This is a genomic window from Pedobacter sp. MR22-3 (assembly GCF_026240075.1).
In the GTDB taxonomy this organism is placed as follows: domain Bacteria; phylum Bacteroidota; class Bacteroidia; order Sphingobacteriales; family Sphingobacteriaceae; genus Pedobacter.
In genome coordinates, this window is sequence record NZ_JAPIVF010000009.1 from 23,489 (window position 1) to 47,105 (window position 23,617).

At 39.0% G+C, this 23,617-nt stretch carries 17 protein-coding genes and 1 other RNA gene; 15 read left to right on the forward strand and 3 right to left on the reverse strand.

What is annotated here, in order from left to right; all coding sequences use genetic code 11:
* Nucleotides 1–54 precede the first annotated feature (54 nt).
* Nucleotides 55–1,224: a diaminopimelate decarboxylase gene (gene lysA / locus OQ267_RS20720; protein ID WP_265817875.1), complete on the reverse strand. Its 1,170-nt coding sequence runs from the start codon at nucleotides 1,222–1,224 to the stop codon at nucleotides 55–57.
* A gap of 318 nt (nucleotides 1,225–1,542) precedes the next feature.
* Complete coding sequence (locus OQ267_RS20725; RefSeq protein ID WP_265837866.1) at nucleotides 1,543–2,856, reverse strand: aspartate kinase; 1,314 nt, start codon at nucleotides 2,854–2,856, stop codon at nucleotides 1,543–1,545.
* Between the two features lie 261 nt (nucleotides 2,857–3,117).
* Between OQ267_RS20725 and OQ267_RS20730 the strand changes: the two genes are divergently transcribed.
* The 12 genes from OQ267_RS20730 (at nucleotide 3,118) to OQ267_RS20785 (ending at nucleotide 12,928) form a co-directional block, all read left to right on the forward strand.
* On the forward strand, nucleotides 3,118–4,854 hold the full coding sequence (locus OQ267_RS20730) for a phospho-sugar mutase (RefSeq protein WP_265837867.1): 1,737 nt from the start codon (nucleotides 3,118–3,120) through the stop codon (nucleotides 4,852–4,854).
* 166 nt (nucleotides 4,855–5,020) lie between these two features.
* Complete coding sequence (locus OQ267_RS20735) at nucleotides 5,021–5,230, forward strand: hypothetical protein (RefSeq protein WP_088302638.1); 210 nt, start codon at nucleotides 5,021–5,023, stop codon at nucleotides 5,228–5,230.
* A complete protein-coding gene (locus OQ267_RS20740; RefSeq protein WP_265837868.1) occupies nucleotides 5,230–5,604 on the forward strand; it encodes a type II toxin-antitoxin system VapC family toxin in 375 nt (124 codons plus the stop codon). The genes OQ267_RS20735 and OQ267_RS20740 overlap by 1 nt, the downstream gene beginning before the upstream one ends.
* 145 nt (nucleotides 5,605–5,749) lie before the next feature.
* Nucleotides 5,750–6,064, forward strand: coding sequence for a hypothetical protein (locus OQ267_RS20745; protein ID WP_265837870.1), 315 nt, complete (start codon nucleotides 5,750–5,752; stop codon nucleotides 6,062–6,064).
* 152 nt (nucleotides 6,065–6,216) lie between these two features.
* Complete coding sequence (locus tag OQ267_RS20750) at nucleotides 6,217–6,987, forward strand: MbnP family protein (RefSeq protein ID WP_265817870.1); 771 nt, start codon at nucleotides 6,217–6,219, stop codon at nucleotides 6,985–6,987.
* Nucleotides 6,987–8,024, forward strand: a complete 1,038-nt coding sequence (locus tag OQ267_RS20755) for a cytochrome-c peroxidase (RefSeq protein ID WP_265837872.1) — start codon at nucleotides 6,987–6,989, stop codon at nucleotides 8,022–8,024. Before OQ267_RS20750 ends, OQ267_RS20755 begins: the two co-directional genes overlap by 1 nt.
* Complete coding sequence (locus tag OQ267_RS20760; RefSeq protein WP_265837874.1) at nucleotides 7,987–8,964, forward strand: transporter; 978 nt, start codon at nucleotides 7,987–7,989, stop codon at nucleotides 8,962–8,964. The genes OQ267_RS20755 and OQ267_RS20760 overlap by 38 nt, the downstream gene beginning before the upstream one ends.
* Nucleotides 8,965–8,975: 11 nt before the next feature.
* A complete protein-coding gene (locus OQ267_RS20765; RefSeq protein WP_088302647.1) occupies nucleotides 8,976–9,431 on the forward strand; it encodes a hypothetical protein in 456 nt (151 codons plus the stop codon).
* A gap of 270 nt (nucleotides 9,432–9,701) precedes the next feature.
* A complete protein-coding gene (locus tag OQ267_RS20770) occupies nucleotides 9,702–10,352 on the forward strand; it encodes an SCO family protein (protein ID WP_265817866.1) in 651 nt (216 codons plus the stop codon).
* Between the two features lie 32 nt (nucleotides 10,353–10,384).
* A complete protein-coding gene (locus tag OQ267_RS20775) occupies nucleotides 10,385–10,864 on the forward strand; it encodes a c-type cytochrome (RefSeq protein ID WP_265837876.1) in 480 nt (159 codons plus the stop codon).
* A gap of 48 nt (nucleotides 10,865–10,912) precedes the next feature.
* Nucleotides 10,913–11,291, forward strand: an RNA gene (gene rnpB, locus OQ267_RS20780) — RNase P RNA component class A.
* A 224-nt stretch (nucleotides 11,292–11,515) separates the two neighbouring features.
* Nucleotides 11,516–12,928 (forward strand): sigma-54-dependent transcriptional regulator, encoded by a 1,413-nt coding sequence (locus OQ267_RS20785; protein ID WP_088302651.1) that lies wholly within the window; start codon nucleotides 11,516–11,518, stop codon nucleotides 12,926–12,928.
* 91 nt (nucleotides 12,929–13,019) lie between these two features.
* Here OQ267_RS20785 and OQ267_RS20790 read toward each other — a convergent pair whose 3' ends face one another.
* Entirely contained in the window at nucleotides 13,020–14,249 is a 1,230-nt protein-coding gene (locus tag OQ267_RS20790; RefSeq protein ID WP_088302653.1) for an MFS transporter, read from the reverse strand.
* 171 nt (nucleotides 14,250–14,420) lie between these two features.
* On the opposite strand from OQ267_RS20790, the gene OQ267_RS20795 reads away from it, so the two are divergent.
* The 3 genes from OQ267_RS20795 to OQ267_RS20805 all read left to right on the forward strand — a co-directional run bounded on the left by OQ267_RS20795 (nucleotide 14,421) and on the right by OQ267_RS20805 (nucleotide 23,616).
* Nucleotides 14,421–14,864 (forward strand): MarR family winged helix-turn-helix transcriptional regulator, encoded by a 444-nt coding sequence (locus OQ267_RS20795; protein WP_088302655.1) that lies wholly within the window; start codon nucleotides 14,421–14,423, stop codon nucleotides 14,862–14,864.
* 44 nt (nucleotides 14,865–14,908) lie between these two features.
* Nucleotides 14,909–15,739 carry an MBL fold metallo-hydrolase gene (locus OQ267_RS20800; protein WP_265837877.1) on the forward strand — a complete coding sequence of 277 codons (831 nt, stop codon included), beginning with the start codon at nucleotides 14,909–14,911 and terminating at the stop codon, nucleotides 15,737–15,739.
* A gap of 845 nt (nucleotides 15,740–16,584) precedes the next feature.
* A complete protein-coding gene (locus tag OQ267_RS20805; protein WP_265837879.1) occupies nucleotides 16,585–23,616 on the forward strand; it encodes a type I polyketide synthase in 7,032 nt (2,343 codons plus the stop codon).
* The last annotated feature ends 1 nt before the right edge of the window (nucleotide 23,617 follow it).

Sequence of the window (23,617 nt, forward strand, 5' to 3'; positions counted from 1 at the left end):
TAAAAAGATCGCCGATACGTTTGCAGCATTTGCTCCACGTATCGGCGATTAATATCAGATTTCGTTACTATAAACCGATCTTATGGCATCCCGAAGGTTATACTTGGAAGCCATTACCTCTCCGTAAGCACCTGCGCTGCGGATGGCAAAAATATCACCCCTGAACGAAATTGGCTGTTCTACCTCTTTACCAAAGCAATCTGTACTTTCGCAGATTGGTCCAACGATATCGTATTTAACGACTTCGGACTTCGGACTCCCGACTCCGGACTGACTAAGATTTTCGATTTTATGATAGGCCTGATATAAAGCCGGACGCATCAATTCTGTCATGCCGGCATCTAAAACCACGAAGTTTTTTTTCTTCCCGTTTTTGATATATAAAGCTCTTGTAATGAGTGATCCAGTTTGTCCGACAAGCGCTCTACCTAACTCAAAATGAACTTCCTGTCCTGTTTTGATCTCCAAAAATTCATCAAATATTTTGAAATAAGATGCAAAGTCAGGTATTTGATGGTCAGGGTTATAATAGTCGATACCTAAACCTCCGCCAACATTTAAAACTTTTAAAATAAAGCCTCTATCTTCAAACCAGGTAGCAAACTCATTCACCCGAACACAAAGATTTTTATATACATCCAGGTTGGTAATCTGAGAACCAATATGGAAGTGAATGCCAATAAATTTCAGGTTTGCAGATGCTTTTAAAGTCTCCGCACATTCTGGCAAATCCCACGAATTAATGCCAAATTTATTTTCATCTAAACCCGTGGTGATGTTGTGGTGCGTATGGGCATCAACATTTGGATTGATGCGAATAGCCACCTGCGCCACTTTTCCTTTTGCAGCAGCCAGTTCATTTAGCACTTCCAGTTCCTGGATAGATTCTACATTGAAACAGAAAATATCCAGATCCAGGGCTTCATTAATTTCTTTATCGGATTTACCTACGCCTGCAAAAACGATTTTCTGATGATCGAAACCTACTTCAACCGCTCTTCTCACCTCTCCGGCACTCACACAATCTGCACCGAAACCAATGCCCTTAATCTCTTCAAGCAAAACAGCATTGAAGTTGGCTTTTAATGCATAATGGATATGAAAATGATACGGAGCTGCCGCTGCGGCACAGTTGCGAAGCGTCTTTTGCAACAAATCGGTATCATAATAGTAAAAAGGGGTTTCTATATTGTTAAACTTTGATATATCTTTATCGGCGAACATGTTCAAATTCCTTATTATAATTTTAATTTTATTCTTTGGGCTGGTTTACTTCGGTAATTACCTCGATTTAAAGAATGGAAGAATTACCCAAAAACAATACAATGGAAAAATCCGGTTTTCTATCGTTTTGCTCCTGATTGTACTGTTTATATTATTTATTAAAAAATGAAGATTGTAGCCGCTATATTTATTGTATTCATCATTTCCCTGGGATTATTCAATTCATATAAAAAATACAAAAATGATTTGCTTCCAAAAGGCTTTTTAGCTTTGCACATCTTACTTGGCCTTCTGGTCATCACCGGTGCATTCTATCTCCTATTCGAATAACCTGTTGTGTAAGCTTCTTAAAGCCTCGGTTTTATATTCGCTTAAAATAAGTAAGGACACATTGTAATTGCTTCCTCCGTAAGAAATCATCCGGATTGGAATATGCTTTAAACCTTCCAGAACCCTGCTGGCGAAACCATGTTTCTCTGAGCCGAAATCACCCACCACACAAACAATACTATGGTTGGTGTCTACTTCAACGGTTCCGAAACTTTCCAGCTCTTCAATGATCTTTGGAAGATTTCCAATTTCATCAATGGTTAAAGAAACGGCAACCTCAGAAGTCGTGATCATATCGATAGGCGTTTTATAGCGTTCAAATACCTCGAAAACGCGACGAAGGAAACCATAAGCCAGTAACATCCTGCTTGATTGAATCCGAATGGCAGTAATGCCATCTTTTGCAGCGATAGATTTTATTTTTCCTTTTTCACTGTTATGGGTAATCAGTGTTCCGGCTGCTGAGGGTTCCATCGTGTTTAGCAAACGAACTGGTATTTTATATTTCTGAGCAGGAAAAACCGACTGCGGATGCAAAATTTTCGCACCGAAATAAGCCAGCTCAGCCGCTTCATCAAAAGACAATTGTGCAATGGGCTTTGTACCTTTTACAATTCGCGGATCATTGTTATGCATTCCATCAATATCTGTCCAGATCTGAACTTCTTCCGCTAAAATCGCAGCGCCTAATAATGATGCAGTATAATCACTTCCTCCACGGCGTAAATTATCTACCTCTCCAAAACTGTTGCGGCAAATAAACCCTTGCGTAATGAACAATTTATTGCCTTTGTGCTGCGCTAAAAGCGGGGTTAAATGTTTCGTGGTAAATGGAATATCCGGTTCGTTATCCTCATCGGTTTTCATGAAATCAAGGGCAGGCAACAACACAGACCCGATTCCAATCGATTTTAAATAAATATGGTATAAAGTGGTAGACAACAATTCACCCTGCGCCAAAACCACTTTCTCTTCAACAGGAGTAAAAATATCGTTGGTTAAAACCGCTAAAAAGCTGAAATGATAATCAATTACTTCATTCCCCATCTCCTGAAAATCAGCATCAGGCAAAAGTTCAATCACAAAATCTTTATATTTCTGGTACAAATTTTCTACTGCGCTGCTCCCCTTCTGCTTATCTCCGGACAAAAAATAATTAGAAATTTCAACTAAACTATTTGTAGTACCAGAAACGGCTGATAACACTACAATCTGCTCTTCATTTGGATTAATGATATCCAATAACTTCGTCATGCGCTCGGGACTACCAACAGACGTACCCCCAAATTTTAATATTTTCATCTACTTAAATTATATGAACTGTGATAAAAACTGCCAAAACTTTACATAATTCCTTTCGGACTGTGAAAAAGTTTAGATGGTTTTATTTTAATACCGGAATTTCTTTATTATTGTATCGGGGCGTGAAAATAAGCAAAACAAGCTTAAAAGCAACATCCTCAACAAAATAAAATTTGGATAAATAGAAATAAAATTCAATTCAGCCAAACTTCATTCATGAAATTTTGTTCAACACGAGATATTTAATTAAAAAACAGCTCAATGCAAGCAATTGACCAATCTACACAAGCCACCATTAACCAATGGCTAGGCGGTAATTACGACGAGAAAACAAAGGCAGAGATACAAGCCTTAGTTGATCAAAATGCAACAACAGAACTTATTGATTCATTTTATAAAAGTTTAGAGTTCGGAACAGGTGGCTTACGCGGAATTATGGGTGCGGGATCTAACCGCATTAATAAGTATACTATCGGTACAGCTACCCAAGGTTTAGCCAATTATCTGAATAATAAATATCCTGGTGAAAAAATCAGTGTAGCCATTGCGCATGATAGCCGCAACAATTCTGATTATTTCGCCAAAATTACAGCTGATGTTTTCTCAGCCAACGGCATTTATGTTTACTTTTTTGAAGCATTAAGACCTACACCGGAACTTTCTTTTGCGGTACGTCATTTCGGTTGTAAAAGTGGTGTGATGTTAACGGCTTCTCATAATCCAAAAGAGTATAACGGTTATAAAGCTTACGGTGAAGATGGCGGTCAGTTTACTTCTCCTGATGATAAATTGGTGATTGATGAGGTAAACAAAATCAGCAGTATTGATGAAGTTAAATTTGATCGGGTTGAAGGCAATATCGAATTAATCGGGGAAGCAGTAGATAAATTATATTTAGATGGTATCACCGCGCTTTCCATTTCTCCTGAAGCCATAAAGAGACAGCAAAACTTAAAAATTGTTTACTCACCTATCCACGGAACCGGAATTACACTGGTACCGAAAGCTTTGGAACAATTTGGCTTTACCAATGTAACCATTGTGGAAGAGCAAAGCAAACCAGATGGTAATTTCCCGACAGTTGTTTATCCAAATCCAGAAGAAAAGGACGCTTTAACTTTAGCGATAAATAAGGCGAAGGAAATTGATGCTGATTTAGTTTTGGCAACAGATCCTGATGCAGATCGTGTGGGTATTGCAGTGAAAGACAATGATGGCGAATGGGTTCTGTTAAATGGTAACCAAACTGGAAGTTTACTGATCAATTACCTGCTAACAGCATGGCAGGAAGCAGGTAAGTTAGATGGTAATCAGTTTATTGTAAAAACAATTGTAACCTCAAACCTGATTGAAGAAATTGCCAAGAAGAAAGATGTGACTTATTATAATACGCTAACCGGATTTAAATACATTGGTCAGGTGATGACTGAGCTGGAAGGAAAAAAATACTTTATTGGTGGTGGCGAAGAAAGTTATGGTTACTTAATCGGCGATTTGGTTCGCGATAAAGATGCGGTGGTTTCTGCTGCCTTCATTTCTGAAATGACGGCTTACTATAAAGATAAAGGGGCCAGCTTATATAATGCCTTGCTTGATATGTATGTAGAATATGGCTTGTACAAAGAAGACCTGGTATCACTGACTAAAAAAGGAAAAACAGGCGCAGAAGAAATCAAAGCCATGATGGTGAAATTCAGAGAGAATCCACCAGCTACATTGGGTGGTTCGAAAGTTTCGGTATTGAAGGACTACGAATTGGGTCAGGAAACAGATTTGGCAACAGGTAAAGTGACCAAACTGGATTATCCAACTTCTGATGTTTTACAGTTTATTACAGAAGATGGAAGCATTGTGTCTGCCCGTCCGAGTGGTACAGAGCCAAAAATTAAGTTCTATTGCAGTGTGAATGCACCTTTAGCGGACCGAGCTGATTTCGCTAAAGTAAACGAAGCATTAGGTGATAAAATCAAGGTGGTAATGGCAGATTTACAGGCTTAAGAAAAAGTTGCCTATATCGAAGATAAGAACCACAGGTAATGTTTTCATCTGTGGTTTTTTTATTTGAATAATGTAATTTTATTTGTAAACTATTGTAGTTCTTTAGAAATGAAAAGTTATAATTCAGAATTGTAATTCTTATATTTACACCACAATATCAATTATTATGACAGAAATCATTTTGAAAGACGATGTAGAACAAAGTAAAATTGATGCTTTGCTGTTCTTCCTTAAATCATCGAATATCGATGCCGAAGTGAAGATTACTGATGTAAAAAAAATCCAAAAATCAAGTGCTTTTTCTCTTGCTAAAGGAATATGGAGTGATTACAATGTTGATGCAAATGAACTTAGAGATAAGGCCTGGAAAAGATAATGGTATTATGTGATACAAATATCTTTATTGAAATTTATAAAGGAAATTTATTTGTAATAGATACTTTTACAAAAATTGGCCAATCTAATGTTGCTATTTCCGATGTTACCTGTGCAGAATTATTATATGGAGCAAGAAATAAAATTGAGCTTGAATTGATTAAACGAGATATTAACAAGCTATTTATTTTACCTATCTCTTCTGCAATTTCATCTCATGCCATAAACTTAATTGAACAATATACACTATCCCATAACTTAAACCTTCCTGATTCCCTTATTGCATCCACAGCTATTATCCATAATATTAAATTATACACACTCAATCTGAAAGATTTCAGGTTTTTAGAGGAAATCGCTCTATTCAAAGTTTAAAATTTTTGTTTACTAATATCTGATTGCAGCGTTTCTAATTTTTATTTGCTAACCTCAATTTCGTTTGTACATTTGCAGCTGAAATACAATGTTTAAAAAAGCCCTTATATTTTTTCTGATGATCTGTACCCTATCTAATTGCTATATGCAATTGATTGTATATTCAGGTTATCAAATAAATAAGGAATACATTACCTCTGTATTTTGTATTAATAAAGCACATCCCGAATTGCATTGCGATGGCCAGTGTTTCCTAGCCAAAAAATTGAAAGATTTAGATGGAAAAAATAAGCAAATCCAGGAAACGCTGAAAAGAATTGTAGAGACTGACCCCGAGTTCCGGGTTTTGGCACTCAATCACCATCTTCCCTACTTCATTATTAAATCCGAAAGCCTTTATCTGGAAAAACCCATCAGAGACCTTTCTATTTCTATTTTTCATCCACCGAAAACGGTTTAAGTAATTTTTTTTTCGCGATCGTTACCCTGAATTTTTTTAAGGGTCTATCATGTATTTTTAAGATGTTGAACTCAATCCGATAGCTATCGGATCAGCAGGACGATCGTATTAGAATTTCTTTAAATACTTTTTACTTATTCAATTTTCAAAAAATGAAATTATCTCAATACTTACTGGCATTGTTATGTCCTATTATACTCCTGTCATCATGTAAAAAAGATGCAGATGAAACCACTCCAGATTCCAAATCCAGTTTCACTTTAGAATTCGAGCACCAGGTAAATGGAGCTGCCCTGAATTTAAACACCACCACCTATAAAAATGCAAAAGGTGAAGATTTTAAAATTAATGTATTCAAATATTACGTGAGCAATGTTAAATTAAGCAAAGCAGATGGAACAAGTTACCTCATTCCGGAGAGTTATTTCTTAATTGATGAATCTAAACCGGCAACAAAATTGATTACGGTAAGCGACGTGCCAACAGGCGATTACACCAAAATTGAATATACCATTGGTGTAGATTATGCCCGCAATTTCGCAGGTGCACAAACCGGAGCATTGGACCCGGTAAATGGCATGTTCTGGACCTGGAACAGTGGTTACATTTTTGTTAAGCTGGAAGGTACATCGCCGCAATCTACCGCAGCAAATCAATCTTTAACGTTTCATATTGGTGGAGTGGTAGATCCTAATAATACCATCAGAACCTATTCTACTGAGATTAATACTGCTAATCCATTAAGAATCAGAACAGATTCAAAACCAGACATGCACTTTATTGTTAATGCTGCCTCATTATTTACTGGCACAACTGATGTTAGTTTCGCAACCTTAAACTTCACAATGGGCGGAGCCAATTCTGTCGTCATTGCTAATAATTATGCAAAAGGTTTATTCCGTTTAGATCACATTCATAATTAATGGTTAGGCAAGTAGTCGTCTTCGCAGTGCTTATGTTGAGCATAGCGTTGATGTATGCCTGTAGTAAAAATGAAGATAAAATTAATCCGGACGAAAAGCCGGTAACATTTTCTATTCCTTCAAATTTTCCTGCTCCGGCATACCATTTCGAACAAAACAAGATCAGCAATGCCGGCTTTGCTTTAGGTAAAAAGCTATTTTATGACGCCAGGTTATCTGCCGATAAAAGTGTTTCCTGCGGTAGCTGCCATCAGCAGTTCGCTGCTTTTGCAAACCTTGATCATAAAGTAAGTCACGGTGTAAAAAACTGTCAGGGGAAACGCAATGCTCCGCCCCTTTTTAACCTGGCCTGGCAAAAAGCTTTCTTTTGGGATGGCGGTGTTAAAAATATAGAAACATCCCCATTAAATGCCATTACAGATGCCTGTGAAATGGGTACTGATATCCAAACCATCATTACTTTTTTGAAAAGCACCGCTCCTTATCCGGAGATGTTTAAACAGGCTTTTGGCACGAATGAGATCAGTTCTCAATTGCTATTAAAATCACTCACTCAGTTTACCGGAGTATTGGTTTCGGGAAATTCAAAGTACGACCAGGTTATCCGGAAGGAAGCTGGCGTGTCATTTACCGCCGAAGAACAGTCTGGTTATATGCTTTTTAAAAAGAAATGCAGCTCCTGCCATGCAGAACCCTTTTTTACAGATTTTTCTTATCGCAATAACGGACTTGATTTAGTTAGTTCGGATGAGGGGCGTTCTCACATCACAGGTGTGCTAGCAGACTTTGGAACATTTCGTATACCTAGCTTACGCAACATTGAATATACGGGTCCATATATGCATGACGGTCGTTTTTACAGTCTGGATGAAGTGCTCGAACATTATAATTCGGGGATTAAAGCGGCAGAAAACTTAGATCCATCACTCAAAAATGGCATTCAGCTAAATGGTACAGATAAAGCACAAATTAAAGCATTTTTAAAAACCTTAACTGACAATGAGTTTATCAAGAACAAATTATACAGCGAATCGTAAGTTGCTGTTTGTGATACTATTGCTTTTCACCAGCAATGCTTTTGCCTGCGACATCTGCGGTTGTTTTATGGGCATCACACCCTATTATAACCGAAACAGCATCAGTGTATTATATCGTTACAGATCATTTAGCGGTTATGAAGGTCAGTCACATTCATTGTTTCCTAACGGAGGAAAATTTTTCATTCCGGCAAGAAGTCAGGATTCACCCATCACCGGTCATGACGGGAATCCCAACGATTATGAATTGTATCGTTCGATGGAAATACGTGGCAAATATTTTATTAACAGCAAACTGGAAGTTAACGCCATACTTCCATATGTGTCAAACAGCGAACGCTACAATGGATATACTGCTACTATTGGAGGTATAGGCGATGTTAATCTATATGCAGGCTATCATTTGATTCAAAAGTTTGATGAGAACTTCAAACAACAACTCATTGCTGGCGCCGGGATCAAGTTACCTACCGGTAAAAACGATTTCAAAAATACAGCCGGAATCCGTTACTCCTCTTTAATGCAAGGCGGTACAGGCAGTACAGATGGGTTTGTATACCTGAATTATCTGATTGGCTTAGGAAAGTTTGGAGCGAGTTTAAATACCTCCTACAAAATAAATGGAAAGAACAAACGTGAAGAAAGTATTGCAAATAGCACTGCGAGTTTCCTGAATATTTTTTATACCCAAAGCATCGGGAAAGACATGCAGGTAATGCCATCCGTTCAGTTTTTCTATGAATATTCTGGCGGAGAAAAGTATAATGGTGTTAAAACCGGGGAACATGTCATGAATAATTTAATGGGAGGCATTGGAGCTGACATCTTCTACAAGAATATGGCGCTAAATGCCGGTATACAAAAAAACATCTGGGAAGCGGAAACCGACCATCCCATGAGTGCAGGTAAAGTTTATGTCGGAATTACTTATAATTTTTAATTACAAATCATATGAAAAATACAATCACACTAGGATTTTGCTTAATCGTTTTTCTTTTTAACGCTTGCAAAACAGAACCGGACGCCAAAGCAATAAAAAAAGAAGTACTTAACCTGCATGATAAACTGATGATTGATGGCGGAAAAGTAATGTCAAATAAAATGCGATTAGATTCCGTTTTGAAATCCGGTAAAATGAAATCTCCCCAGGATTCCTTAAATATAGCTGATCTGATTACAAATCTAAATCAAGCTGATGAACGTATGATGGATTGGATGCATGGTTTCAAAGATGACTTTAAAGGCAAAAATGAACAGGAAGATTTGGACTACTACAAATCTGAAATGGTGAAGGTTAGACAAGTTGAAGACGATTATATCAAAGTAACCAAAGCATCCGATTCAGTCTTAAAGGAGTATAATATTGAGCCGGCAGTTAAAATGAATATGGAACACCATAAACACTAAATTTCTCCCGCTGATTTTATAGATTTTCGCAGAGTCTAGAAAAAATCTGCGTTTATCCTTTTAAATCAGCGGGAAACTATTTAAACATAATAAGAAAATATAAAAATGAAACACTATAAACACTAAACTTCTCCCGCTGATTACACGGATTTTCGCAGAGCTTTAAAAACACTATCTGCGTTTATCTTTTAAATCCGCAGGAAACTATTTAAGCAATTAATTCCCTCCTGAAATACAGAGGTTGTATATTTACACTTTTAATAAAACAACATGAATAAAATTATTTCTTCGATAGCCATTTGCTTGCTATCTATTTCCATACTTTCATCCTGTAAACAGGATAAAAAACTTCCGTTTTATGGTGAACGCCATGCCGAAACGGTTAGGGACGCGAATGGTACAGAAAAGATAGATACCGTTTATCAAACCATTCCCAATTGGGCATTCTTAAATCAGGACAGTGTGCTTACGACAAATAAAGCTACAGATGGAAAAGTTTATATAGCAGACTTCTTTTTTACTTCTTGCAGCACCATTTGTCCGACAATGCACAGGAATCTTATGACAGTTTACAATGAATATAAAACAAACCCTGATGTGATGTTTGTGTCGCACACCATTGACTTTAAATATGATAAGCCATCCGTATTGAAAAAATATGCTCAAAAACTTGGTGTGGATGGCTCAAAATGGCAATTCCTTTATGGAAGCAAAGACAGTGTTTATACATTGGCGGAAAAGAACTATCTGGTAGCAGTTGGTGAAGATAGTACTTCAAAGGATGGTTATATCCATCAGGGTTATCTGGTTTTGATCGACAAGGACAGACGCATTCGCGGTGCTTACGATGGTACAAAAGAAGACCAGGTAGAGCAATTAAAAAAAGATATTCCGGTTCTTTTGGCTGAATATAAAAAATAGAATTTAGCCACGGAAATATAGATTTGTATGGAATGAAAATTAATTTTATCCGTGCTTTCTTTGTTTTCGTGGCAATTAACAAAACATCAATGCGCAAGTACATCATTAATGCTATTTTTCTGCTTTCAGTTACTGCCTCTGTTTTTTCCTGCCAGAGCCAGGGAACCATTGATTTACAGAATTATATGTCGAATGGGAAGGATATTTATAAAGCGAAATGTCAGAATTGCCATGGCGAAAATGGCGAAGGTTTAGGTAACCTCGCCCCACCTTTAACGGATTCGGTTTTCTTAAAAAACAACAAAACTCGTTTGGCTTGTATCATTAAAAATGGAACAAACGAAAAAATCACAATAAATGGTAAAGTATATCAGGAAAAAATGCCCTCATTTCCTGAATTGGCTGATATTGATGTTGCCCAGGTAATGGTTTACATTACCAACTCATTTGGAAACAAACAGGGATTTGTGCCATACAGCAAGGTTTCGCTCCAATTACAAAAATGTAAATAATCAAAGTTTTTGGTGCCTTTTTCATTTAAAACAGGCATCTTTGTCCAAAATGCAGGTTGTTCTATCGCTGTTCCGATTGATCGGAAGAGAGGAAAGTCCGGGCAACGCAGGGCATCCCGCTTTCTAACGGAAAGGGATTGAGGAATGAAAACCTGAATCACGGATTAGTGCAACAGAAAATATACCTCCTGATGTAAAGTTGGGGAAGGGTGAAAACGTGCGGTAAGAGCGCACGAGCATTGCAGGCGACTGCAGTGGTTTGTAAACCCCGGGAGTTGAAAGACCAAATAGGCTAACGCATGTAGGGCTGCCCGTCCGATGTTAGTGGGTAGGTCGTTAGAGATAAACGGCAACGTTTATACTGGATTAATGATAGAAGTTCTGAGTAATCAGAAAACAGAACCCGGCTTACAGACCTGCATTTTTATTTTCTTGTCTTATCATTACTAAAATTTATAACAGCTTAGATTCTGCGGTAAATTCCAACAAATTAATATCTTTCCATATCAAATTCGCTCCTCAAATATTATTTAACATTATTAAAACTTTTTAGTTAATTGACCGTTTATAGCCTAAATTATTGTACAAAAAACTATACATTAATTTAAAAATAATATATTCGCACTAGAACTAGAATAAACAAATAACCAAATGGCCAAACTATTAATTATTGATGATGAAAGGGCAATAAGAAGTACTTTACGCGAAATCCTGGAATATGAAAATTACGATGTTGAAGATATTGATAACGGTATCGACGGCCTTGAAATGATCAGGAAGACCAATTTCGATCTGGTACTCTGCGATATCAAGATGAATAAAATGGACGGTATGGAAGTGCTGGAGCAGGCACAACTGATTAAACCTGATCTGCCTTTTATTATGATTTCCGGACACGGAACGGTTGAAACTGCCATTGAAGCCAGTAAAAAAGGAGCCTTTGATTTTATCTCCAAACCACCTGATTTAAATCGTTTATTGATTACGGTACGCAATGGTTTAGATCGTGGAAACCTGGTTACCGAAACAAAGGTTTTAAAACGCAAAGTCAGCAAAACCCGCGAAATTTTAGGCAAATCAGAAAGCATATCCAAAATAAAAGAAACGATTGAACGTGTCGCTCCTACTGAGGCTCGAGTGTTAATTACCGGTGCCAATGGTAGTGGTAAAGAACTCGTGGCTCGCTGGTTACACGAAAAGTCGAATCGTGCTGATAGTCCGTTAATTGAAGTAAACTGTGCCGCAATACCTTCAGAACTGATTGAAAGTGAATTGTTCGGACATGAAAAAGGTTCATTTACTTCAGCGGTGAAGCAACGTATCGGTAAATTTGAGCTGGCCAACGGCGGAACACTGTTTTTGGATGAGATTGGCGATATGAGCCTTTCTGCCCAGGCAAAAGTTTTACGTGCCCTGCAAGAGCATAAAATATCACGCGTAGGTGGAGAAAAAGAAATTGAAGTGAATGTTCGTGTGCTGGCCGCAACAAATAAAGATTTACTTAAAGAAATAGAAGATGGTAATTTTAGGATGGACTTATACCACCGCCTCAATGTGATTAACATTCATGTTCCGCATTTAACGGAACGAACCGATGATATTCCGGTGATTGCGCAGAACTTTCTGGAAAGTATTTGTGGCGACTATGGCATGCCGGTGAAGAAAATTAATGATGGTGGAATGGCCGCCCTTCAGGCTTTACCATGGACAGGTAATGTGCGGGAGTTGCATAATATGATCGAACGTTTAATTATTTTAAGTGATAAGGTAATTACGGAAAATGATGTGCGTGCCTTTGCCAATCCTGGCGGCGGTACCAATATTGGGTCGGCTACAAGTACACAGATTGCAGGTTCGGTCAATGGTGCTTCCGGTATGTCATCATCATTTGATAGTTTTAACAATTTCCAGGATTATAAAGACCACGCTGAAAAGGAATTTATTAAATTTAAGCTGGAAAAAAACAACTGGAATGTGTCAAAAACGGCTGATGAAATAGATATTCAAAGAAGCCATTTATATAGCAAAATTGAAAAGTTTGGTCTGAAGAGAGATATGGTTTAGCCATACAATACTTTCAACAGCAATTATTTAGGCTTTAAAAGCTGGAAGGTAAACTAAACTTCCAGCTTTTTTTATGGTGATCAGCATATACCTATCCAAAGAATGACAATTTGTTCTCCAGCTGATTCCGGTGTTTTTCATGGTAAAGAAAAGCCCCGACAATAAGCAGGCCTGCTATTCCCTCAAAAGCCACAATAACCTGCGTACCATACTCATGCGCCAGAAAGCCCATCAACAGACTGCCAACAGGCAATACGCCCTGATAAGCCATGATGTAATAACTTAATGTCCTGCCCCGCATCAAATCGTCGGCATGGGTTTGCAGATAGGTATTGATGGAAGAAGTTTGTGCCATTAATCCAAGTGCTGCCAGTCCGGTACAAACGAGTGCCAGTATCAGCGTTGGTGCAATTGATAAGGCAATTACTGCCAGGGCAAGCAATCCACCCGATACAATTACAATCTTCTGTAAATTCTGTCCAGCCTTTCTTGTCGCCATATAGATGGCTCCGAAAAAGGCACCAAAGCCAGCAGCACTTTCAAACCAGCCAAAGGTAGTGGCATCTCCGTTAAAAATATCTTTCGCAAAAACAGGAAGCAAGGTGGTGAACGGAATGACCAGTAAACTGGAGGCGGCCATCATGAGGATCATTGAAGATAGATCAGGTGAGGTTTTGAGGTATTCATATCCCTTTTTTAAATCTATCCAGATGTTTTCTTTAGATTTTACCTGTGCAGTAAGTTTTAATTTCATCATCGCCAGACAACCAATCACCGCGATGAAACTGACAAAATTAATCAGAAAACAGATATCCTCTCCCAATGTACTTAATATAACGCCAGCCAATGCCGGACCAATTAAACGGGCTGCATTAAACATGGATGAGTTTAAGGCAATGGCATTCGGTAAATCTTCCTTATCATCTATCAGGTTAACCATTAGAGATTGGCGTGCGGTTACATCAAAGGCATTTATCAATCCCTGAACCAGAGACAAAGCCGCAATCCAGAACATATCGTAAACTTTAAACCAGATCATTACGGCCAGGGCGCCAGCCTGTAACATCAAAATAATTTGCGTGATCACCAAAATCTTAAATTTATTGTGCCTGTCTACATAACTTCCTGCATAAGGGGCCAATATTAAAGATGGAATTAAACTCAGGAAGGTAATTAAGCCCAGTAAAAAAGCTGAGCCCGTAAGGCGGTAAACCAGCCAGCTGATGGCTACCCTTTGCATCCATGTACCAATAAGCGATATGGCTTGTCCTGTAAAAAATAATCTGTAGTTATAATGTCTTAATGAACGAAAAATACTCATAATTGAAATAGTAAAGTAACTTTACAAAAGTATAAAATTACACTAAATAAGTAAAGTTACTTTATTATTTTTTTTATCATACTAAGATCATAATTTTAGACCAAAACCAAAATAACATCTTTAATACCTTATAAATTAACATTACCTTTGTCAAGTTAATTTACCAAAGGCATGTCAAAACAAACACAGGAAATTGCAGCAAAGCTGAGAAGTACAGTTACCCGACTCACCAGGCAGCTAAGAAAACAGAATGTCAGCTCTGAGTTCAGCAATGCAGAATTATTAACCATGTCTTTACTGGAACAACACGGTAAATTATTATCAACAGAACTTGCCGAAATGGAGCGGGTTTCAAAGCAGGCCATTTCACAAATTATTAACCGCCTGTTTGATGCACATTGTGTAGAGCGATTCCCTAGTGATGATGATAAGCGTAAAATACACATTGGCTTAACAAAACTTGGTGAAAAGCATATCATCGCCAGTCGGAAAATAAAAGAAGAATGGCTGGTTAAAACCATGGAACAAATATTTTCAGAGGAAGAAATTAATCTTATTCAGGCTTTTCTCCCACTATTAACCCGGCTTGTAGAACACAATGGTACAAAGGTATAGTTTTACTTTCCCGTTATGTTAATTAGACTTAACTTGCGAATCCAATGGCATTATACTTTACATCCATAAATTCAGGCAGTAATGGCAATTGTTACTATGTTGGCAACGAAAACGAAGCCATTCTGGTTGACGTGGGCCTTACCTGTAAAGAGGTAGAAAAGAGAATGCTGCGATTAGGCCTTGTTATCGAAAAAGTAAAGGCTATTTTTATTTCTCATGAGCATAGTGATCATATTAAAGGCCTGTCAGTGTTCGCAAGGAAATATAAAATCCCAGTTTATATCAGTGTGGGAACACTCAAAAACAGTAAGTTAACCCTCGACGAGCAAAATACCTTCGGATTAAGCCATACCCAAAATATTCAAATCGGTAAACTGAAGATAACGGCGTTCTCAAAATTTCATGATGCTGCAGATCCTTATTCTTTTACCATAGAGTGTAATGCGGTGAGGGTTGGTGTTTTTACAGATATTGGTTCAGTATGCGATCGCTTGATCTCACAGTTTAAACATTGTCATGCGGCATTTCTGGAAGCCAATTACTGCGCTAATATTTTAGCCAACGGACAATACCCTTATTTTTTAAAAAGAAGAATTACTGGTGGACGGGGTCATTTGAGCAACGCACAGGCGCTTGATTTATTTATGAATCACCGTCCGGATTACATGACGCATCTCTTGCTCAGTCATTTATCCAAAGACAATAATGATCCGGCCCTGGTAGCGCAAATGTTTGCACCTGTTGCCGGCAATACCTTGATTAAGGTTGCATCCAGAGATCAGGAAAGTGAAATTTACTATGTATCCAATAAGGACAAAGAAAATTATCATTTTGATCCTAAACAGTATCAGCCTGATCAACTGAATTTATTTTAATTTTCTAAATTCATTCTGCAGCTTATCATTTAATATTTGAAGGCTTTTCGCTTCTGTTTTCTTTAATCATAAAGAATATATGCCCTGGCCGGACTTAAATGATCAGTTTCATCTACCACAAAAACAAATTTTTATTGCCTGCAATTCATTTTGTTCAGGCCGAAATGCCAGTCTTTTCATGCTTTCATCTCAGTCCTTTTGATCATTTATCTGGGTTGTAGTGTAACTGTTTTGATTTAACTTTTTTGAGCAAGAAAAATCAACATATGAAAACGATAAGAAATAAAATGTAAGTATATCTCTTCGAATAACACATTCAAAAAATATAATTTTAAATACAATACATTAATATTAATAATACAAATATAATCAATCGAAACTAATAATAAAAAAGCTGAAATCACACAAAAAGCATCATTAAACTGACTTAAAATAAAAATTTATGTTTTTATTAAATCTTCCATAAAAGCTACTTTTTTATAAGAAAAAGCCTGATATTTTATATTAATTAACATTATTATAATAAAAAATTAATGATCATATCTGTATTTTTTCTAAAAATTAGGATTATGTTTGTATTAAAATTACACAAACTATGTAATTTTATATCTTAATTGATATCAATATTTTGTCTTTGTATCAATTGTATTCATTTTATCCATTGCCAGATTTTATTATATTTTTATTATTTTTAATATATACATTAGACTTATTAATAATACACATAAATAATCTACTATTTTCTGCCTTTATGACATAAACTATACGAACTAATACATTCTATTTTTTATTCGGCATGCCGTTAAATCCTGCTGAATGGATGAACAGAATAAAATGATCAAACTATGAACAGACATACGCTTATTGGCTTAACGCCTTTTGAAATTCCGGATACTACATTAGTAACCAGTTTAGCGAAAACTTCTTGTTTTCCCGTGCTCAGTCTTGGGCACGATCAGATTAAAGCCGTGCAGGCATTAAAAATCCTGAGCGAACAAACCATGACAGATTATGGTATCTGTTTCAATTCTGAAGCATTGCTGCAGATCGAAATCCCTACTGGGGTGAGTTTGATTATTGCTCCATTCGGCTTTGCTTTTGTCAAACCACCTGCTGCAAAAGTCATTTACCAGGTTTTTGATCTCGAATCAGCTAAAAATGCCAAAGCAGCCGGGGCACACGGCATTATCATTAAAGGAAACGAAGGTGCAGGAAAAGTTGCCCGTGAATCCTCTTTCGTACTTTTTCAGCGGGTGATGAAAGCAGCTTTAGGCATTCCGGTTTGGGTACAGGGTGGAGTGGGCATTCATACTGCTGCCTCATTAATTGCTCAGGGCGCGGCCGGAGTCATATTAGACAGTCAGTTGGCACTTTTTAAGGAATGTGCTGCGCCGGTAGAATTAAAAGCCATTTGTGGTAAATTAAACGGAACGGAAACCAGGCTTATTGATCACCACCGGGTATTGGTTCGTCCTCATTCTCCAGTATTACCTGAAGATAGTCAAAACTACTCCACACTTAAAACCTACTTTAAGGGCTATGATCTCCATACGAGTTATCTTCCAATGGGTCAAGATATCAGTTTATCAATAGATTTATTTGAGAAATATAAAAAGCTTGATAAGCTGGTATTTGGTTTTAAAACTTCCATTTTTGGTCATTTAAAACAAGCAAAGGCTTTAAATACCATTAGTGCCCACAATGCACTTGCTACAGATCTAAACATCAAATATCCCATTGCACAAGGTCCTATGACCCGGGTGAGTGATGTGCCACTTTTTGCTGATGCAGTTTCGACAGCCGGGGCTTTATCATTTGTAGCCTTATCTCTTTTAAAAGGAAATGCAGCGAAAAACCTGATCGATCAAACCAAAGCATTAGCGGGTGCCAAAACCTGGGGCGTTGGTATACTGGGTTTTGCACCGCAGGAACTTCGCGATGAACAGCAGCAATATATTTTAGCAGCAAAACCACCCGTGTTGCTGATTGCCGGTGGAAGACCTTCACAGGCTAAACCCTTTGAAAAGGCCGGTATTAAAACATTTTTACATGTACCCTCTACCGCCTTATTAGATATGTACCTGAAAGAAGGTGCCAGAAGGTTTGTCTTCGAAGGCCGAGAATGCGGAGGCCATGTTGGCCCTTTATCCAGTATGGTTTTATGGGAAAAACAAATAGAACGACTTTTAAAGGAAGAGAAACCGGAAGAGATCAGTATATTTTTTGCAGGAGGCATTCATGATGCCTTTTCAGCTGCATTTATTTCCATCATGGCCGCTCCCCTCGCCGCAAAAGGAATGAAAATCGGTGTGTTGATGGGTACAGCTTATTTATATACACAGGAAGCTGTAAGCACGGGTGCTATCCTGAATAAGTTTCAGCAGGAAGCCATGCAGGCTCAGGATACCATTTTACTGGAAACCGCTCCAGGACATGAAACCAGGTGTCTGAACTCTTCATTTGCCGGTTTTTTCAATCAGGAAAAATCAAGGCTTCAAGCAGAAGGAACAGACAAAAAGCTGATTTGGGAAAAACTGGAAAGCCTGAATGTGGGCCGGCTGAGAATTGCGGCCAAAGGAATTGAAAGGCAGGGCGATCAGCTGGTTGAAATCAGTGAGCAAGAACAAACTGAATTGGGCATGTATATGATTGGCCAGATTGCCCCTATGCACCAGGAAGTAATTTCCTTGGCGGATTTACATGAAGAGGTGGCGACTAAAAATTTCAGTTATATTGATCAGGCTATTTTACCTGCTCCGCCAAAAAGCGAAACCAAATCATTAGATGTAGCCATTGTTGGAATGGCCTGTATTTTCCCAGGTGCCAAAAATCTGGATGAATACTGGCGAAACATTGTATTAGGGAAAGACTCAGTTACGGAAGTTCCGGATGAAAGATGGAATAAGGATGTTTATTATGACCCCGAATCTACGGCCGGCGACATGTCGCATTCTAAATGGGGTGGTTTTATTCCACAGATCGATTTCGACCCGCTTGAATTTGGTATTCCCCCGCAATCTCTGGCGGCCATTGAACCTACCCAACTCCTCACCTTACTGGTGGCTAAACAGGCCATGCAGCATGCCGGCTATGGTGATCAGGGCGTTGACAAGGAAAACGTATCTGTAATTATTGGGGCTGAAGGTGGAAATGACCTTGCCAACAGTTACAGTTTCAGGTGTTTTTATAAACAGGTGTTTGGAGAAATGCCGGCAGAAGTGGATGCCGCTCTTCCTAAAATGACAGAAGATTCTTTTCCCGGCATTCTGGCCAATGTAATATCTGGCAGAATTACCAACCGGTTAAATTTAGGTGGACGAAATTTTACCGTTGATGCAGCCTGTGCCTCATCCCTTGCCGCTATTGACCTGGCTTGCCAGGAGCTTTTCCTCGAAAAGTCGGATATGGTTCTGGCTGGTGGCGCCGATCTTCACAACGGCATCAATGATTACCTGATGTTCTCCAGTACACACGCCCTCTCGAAAAAAGGAAGATGTGCCACTTTCGATTCGGAGGCAGATGGAATAGCTCTGGGCGAAGGCATTGCCATGGTAGTTTTGAAAAGACATGAGGATGCTTTAAGGGATGGCGACACGATTTACACTGTGATAAAAGGTGTTGGCGGTTCCAGCGATGGTAAAAGCCTCGGCCTTACTGCACCGCGTAAAAACGGACAAATCAATGCTTTGGAAAGGGCCTACAGCCAGGCCGGAATTATGCCTTCGAGTGTGGGCCTGATTGAGGCGCATGGTACGGGTACCGTTGTTGGCGACAAAACAGAGATCAGTGCTTTAACCGACATGCTGAACGAAACTGGTGCAACGGCCGGGCAAACACATCTGGGTTCAGTCAAAACACAGATCGGCCACACCAAATGTGCCGCCGGTATTGCCGGCTTAATTAAGGCCTCACTTGCCGTTTACCATGGTATTAAACCACCAACCATTCATTTAAAAACACCGAATAGTTTTTACAATGCAAAAACAAGTCCTTTTGCCTTCCATACTGAGGCTGGTTTATGGATGGATCGAAAACGTTATGCCGGAGTGAGTGCCTTTGGCTTTGGCGGAACCAATTTCCATGCCGTGCTGGAAAGTGGCAAAAATGTAGAAAATGAACATCCCATACTGAAATCGTGGCCATCAGAATTATTTGTGTTCAGAGGTGATACTTACGATGAAGCAAAAACGAGTCTTAACAACATCAAAAATTTACTGGAAATTAATGCTCAGATCGCGCTGAAAGATTTAGCCTTCAGCCTGGCAACAGGTAGCGAGAAGACCGTTCAAATGAGCATTGTAGCCAATAATGCTGAAGATCTGGTGATGAAAATTGACCTGGTTTTATCTGGTATAGAAAGTAAAGACACCTATAAAACGAATATAAAAGAAGGCAAAGTAGCCTTGCTGTTCCCAGGACAAGGCAGCCAGCGGATTAACATGGCCAGAGATCTTTTTGTGATTTTTCCTGAAATGAGGAAGTTGTTAAAGGACTATCCTGATTATGAAAAAATATTGTTCCCGAACGCAGTATTTGATCCTGAATCTGTCAAAAAACAAAAAGAAAACATCAAAGATACACGGATGGCCCAGCCACTACTTGGCGTTGTTGACCTGGCCATTGCAAAATTACTACAGTCTTTTGGTATTCAGCCTGATATGATTGCCGGCCACAGTTACGGCGAATTACCGGCGCTTTGTTTTGCAGGCGCTTTTGAAGATGACCAGCTCGTTAAATTAAGTGCTGAAAGGGCACAGTCAATTCTGGATGCGGTTACGGATGGAGATCCCGGAAGTATGCTGGCGGTAAGCGTAAAACGTGAAGATTTAAACAGCCTGCTTTCTGGCGTAGACCATGTTTATCCCGTAAACTTTAATGCGCCAACGCAGTGCGTCATAGCAGGTTCAACACCTGGCATTCAACATTTGGCGGCTAAACTCAAAGCGGCAAAAGTGTCTTACCGGCAGCTGGAAGTAGCCTGTGCTTTTCATAGCCCGGTGGTAGCCAAATCTAAAGAACTTTATCGCGATGTACTGACAAAAGTTTCATTTAACAATATTGAACTACCTGTTTGGTCGAACACTACGGCCAATGAATATCCTACAAATGCAGCAGCCATCAAGGAACGTTTAACGGAACACCTGGTTCAGCCGGTACTTTTTGTTGATCAGCTGAATAATATGTATCAAGCTGGCGCGAGAATTTTTATCGAAGTAGGCCCAGGTAAAGTACTAAGCGGATTAACAAAAGCCTGTATCGGTAAAGATGAAACTATATTTCATACCGAAGATCAGGGACAGAATAAACTGAGTAACCTGCTTGGAACTTTAGCCAGCTATATTTCAACCGGAAGAAGCATCAATCTGGAGAAATTATTTGAGGGAAGATCAGCAACTATGATCCAGGTTGATCAACCATTATTATACAAAAAAAGTCCAGCCATTTGGCATGTAAATGGTCAGCATGCCATCCCATCCAACGGAAAGCTTCCTGAAAACGGTGCTGCTCCGATTACCAAACCCATCATCCTCATGAAAGAAACACAAAGCCAAAGTATCAATCAACAGGTTACCACATCAGCAACAGACATGATGATGCAGGAATACCTGCATAGCATGAAAACTTTAATTCAGGCACAACGTGATGTGATGCTGTCTTTTCTGGGGCAAAACCCATCGGTTCAGATACCCGCTTATCCGCAGCCACAGAATGATTATCCAAACCAGGTTCCTATCAAAATTGAAAATCAGTTAATGGGTCAGGTGGAAATTTCTCCTGTGATGGAAGTGAAATCTGCAGTACTGGTGCAGAAAGATATTAAACAAATTCTCCTGCAAATTGTGAGTGATAAAACAGGCTATCCTCAGGAAATGCTGGGCATGGAAATGGATCTGGAAGCCGACCTGAGTATCGATTCCATTAAGCGGGTGGAAATTATCGGCGCATTACGTACTGAACTGGGTGGTTTTTCTGAACTGAATCTTCCGGAAGATAAGATCATGGAGCAGCTGGCAGGTTTAAAAACACTGAGCAGCTTAGTGAACTGGATTACAGAAAACACACAACAGCAGGCACCTGAAATCCAGGTGGTGATTTCCACACAAATTGCAACGCCGCAAAAATTGTCTGTCGATCAGTTAAAACTGGCTATACTGGAAGTAGTAAGTGAAAAAACAGGCTATCCGAAAGAAATGCTGGGCATGGATTTAGACCTCGAAGCCGATTTAAGTATTGATTCGATTAAGCGCATGGAAATTATTGCCTCACTTAAAGAGAAAGTTGGTTTCGGTGCTCAAGGCGAGCAAACGGATGATTTAATGGAAAAGTTAGCCGCCATAAAAACCTTGAAAAGCCTGGTGAACTGGATCGCGGATATTGAAACCGAAACCACCGAAATACTGATTGAAGCGAAAAAAATAATAGAAGACAGTATTGACGACCAAACGGTTAAAGAGAAACTTTCGCGTTTACGTTTCGAACTCACTCCTGCGGCACTAACCATTACAGAGGCGGCGATATTAAAAGATCAACGTTTTGCACTTATGAATGATGGTGGCGGACAAGCTTTAAAAATTAAAGCGATGCTTGAAAAACATGGTGCCATTGCAGATATTGTAAACTTTGACGATGCACTTGAAAGCTATCAGGGCTTAATTATCCTGAACATGTTTGAAGCACAAAAAAAGGCAGGTATCCTGGATCATTTCTCTACCATTAAAAAACTCAACTTCGATAAGGTGAAATGGGTTTATCTGATCGCCGATACAAAAAGGTATTTCAATGCAGAATCAGATATTTCTTTTCTGAGAAATTACCAGGGCTATTCGGGTTTCTTTAAAAGCCTGGATCGGGAATACGAACACACCAAATGTCGCTTTATCAGCCTGGAGACTAAAATGTCGGCAGATGAAATTGCCAACGTAACCTTAAATGAAATCCTAAATCCGGATAAGCCTTCTGAAGTGATTTACAATGACCATAAAAGGCATATCATGGAGCTGATCCCCACACAGCTGAGTATGGAAACTGATGAGGAACATATCAAACTGGATAAGGAAGCCGTAGTGTTGGTTCTGGGTGGCGCACAAGGCATTACGGCAGAATTGATGATACATTTCGCAAAAGATTATCCATGCCGCTACATTTTAGTAGGCCGCTCAGCCAACCCGCAGTTAAGCCTTCAGGAAGCGACTTCAAAATTAGAAACTAAAGACGACATCAGGCACTACGTCATTCAACAGGGGCAATTTCCCACACCTGCAGAAATTGAAAAGGAAACCAGCCGGATTTACAAAAACAACCAGATCCTGCGATGCATTTCCATGCTGGAAGAAGGTGGCTCTACCGTGGTTTATGAATCATTAGACTTAAGGGATGAAGATGGCCTGACCAGATTGATCAAACAGGTTTATCAGGACTTCGGAAGGATTGACGGCGTGGTACATGGTGCCGGGCTACTGGAAGATAAATTGTTCAGCAGTAAAACTTCCGAATCTTTTGGAAGAGTTTTCGATACCAAGGTGACGCCTTTACGGGTACTTGCAGAGCAACTCCGGCCAGAAACCCAGTTCGTCATTCTCTTCTCCAGCATTGCATCGGTATATGGTAACCGCGGGCAAACAGATTATGCGGCGGCAAACAGCGTAATGGATAAATATGCCTGGGCTTTGAAACAAAAAATAAAGGGAAAAGTAATGGCCATTAACTGGGGACCCTGGAAAGGCGCCGGAATGGTTTCACCAACGCTTGAAAAAGAATACCAGCGCCGGGGCATTGCACTGATTCCCTTGCAGGATGGAATGGAAACTTTCTTGAACGAACTGAAGTATGGCAAAGAAAGCCAGGTGTTAATTATGGCTGGTAATACCTGGACTTAAC

Coding starts and splice junctions, on each gene's coding strand:
- lysA (WP_265817875.1), bottom strand. CDS start 1,224: ATGTTCGCCGATAAAGATATATCAAAGTTTAACAATATAGAAACCCCT.
- OQ267_RS20725 (WP_265837866.1), bottom strand. CDS start 2,856: ATGAAAATATTAAAATTTGGGGGTACGTCTGTTGGTAGTCCCGAGCGC.
- OQ267_RS20730 (WP_265837867.1), top strand. CDS start 3,118: ATGCAAGCAATTGACCAATCTACACAAGCCACCATTAACCAATGGCTA.
- OQ267_RS20735 (WP_088302638.1), top strand. CDS start 5,021: ATGACAGAAATCATTTTGAAAGACGATGTAGAACAAAGTAAAATTGAT.
- OQ267_RS20740 (WP_265837868.1), top strand. CDS start 5,230: ATGGTATTATGTGATACAAATATCTTTATTGAAATTTATAAAGGAAAT.
- OQ267_RS20745 (WP_265837870.1), top strand. CDS start 5,750: ATGCAATTGATTGTATATTCAGGTTATCAAATAAATAAGGAATACATT.
- OQ267_RS20750 (WP_265817870.1), top strand. CDS start 6,217: ATGAAATTATCTCAATACTTACTGGCATTGTTATGTCCTATTATACTC.
- OQ267_RS20755 (WP_265837872.1), top strand. CDS start 6,987: ATGGTTAGGCAAGTAGTCGTCTTCGCAGTGCTTATGTTGAGCATAGCG.
- OQ267_RS20760 (WP_265837874.1), top strand. CDS start 7,987: ATGAGTTTATCAAGAACAAATTATACAGCGAATCGTAAGTTGCTGTTT.
- OQ267_RS20765 (WP_088302647.1), top strand. CDS start 8,976: ATGAAAAATACAATCACACTAGGATTTTGCTTAATCGTTTTTCTTTTT.
- OQ267_RS20770 (WP_265817866.1), top strand. CDS start 9,702: ATGAATAAAATTATTTCTTCGATAGCCATTTGCTTGCTATCTATTTCC.
- OQ267_RS20775 (WP_265837876.1), top strand. CDS start 10,385: ATGAAAATTAATTTTATCCGTGCTTTCTTTGTTTTCGTGGCAATTAAC.
- OQ267_RS20785 (WP_088302651.1), top strand. CDS start 11,516: ATGGCCAAACTATTAATTATTGATGATGAAAGGGCAATAAGAAGTACT.
- OQ267_RS20790 (WP_088302653.1), bottom strand. CDS start 14,249: ATGAGTATTTTTCGTTCATTAAGACATTATAACTACAGATTATTTTTT.
- OQ267_RS20795 (WP_088302655.1), top strand. CDS start 14,421: ATGTCAAAACAAACACAGGAAATTGCAGCAAAGCTGAGAAGTACAGTT.
- OQ267_RS20800 (WP_265837877.1), top strand. CDS start 14,909: ATGGCATTATACTTTACATCCATAAATTCAGGCAGTAATGGCAATTGT.
- OQ267_RS20805 (WP_265837879.1), top strand. CDS start 16,585: ATGAACAGACATACGCTTATTGGCTTAACGCCTTTTGAAATTCCGGAT.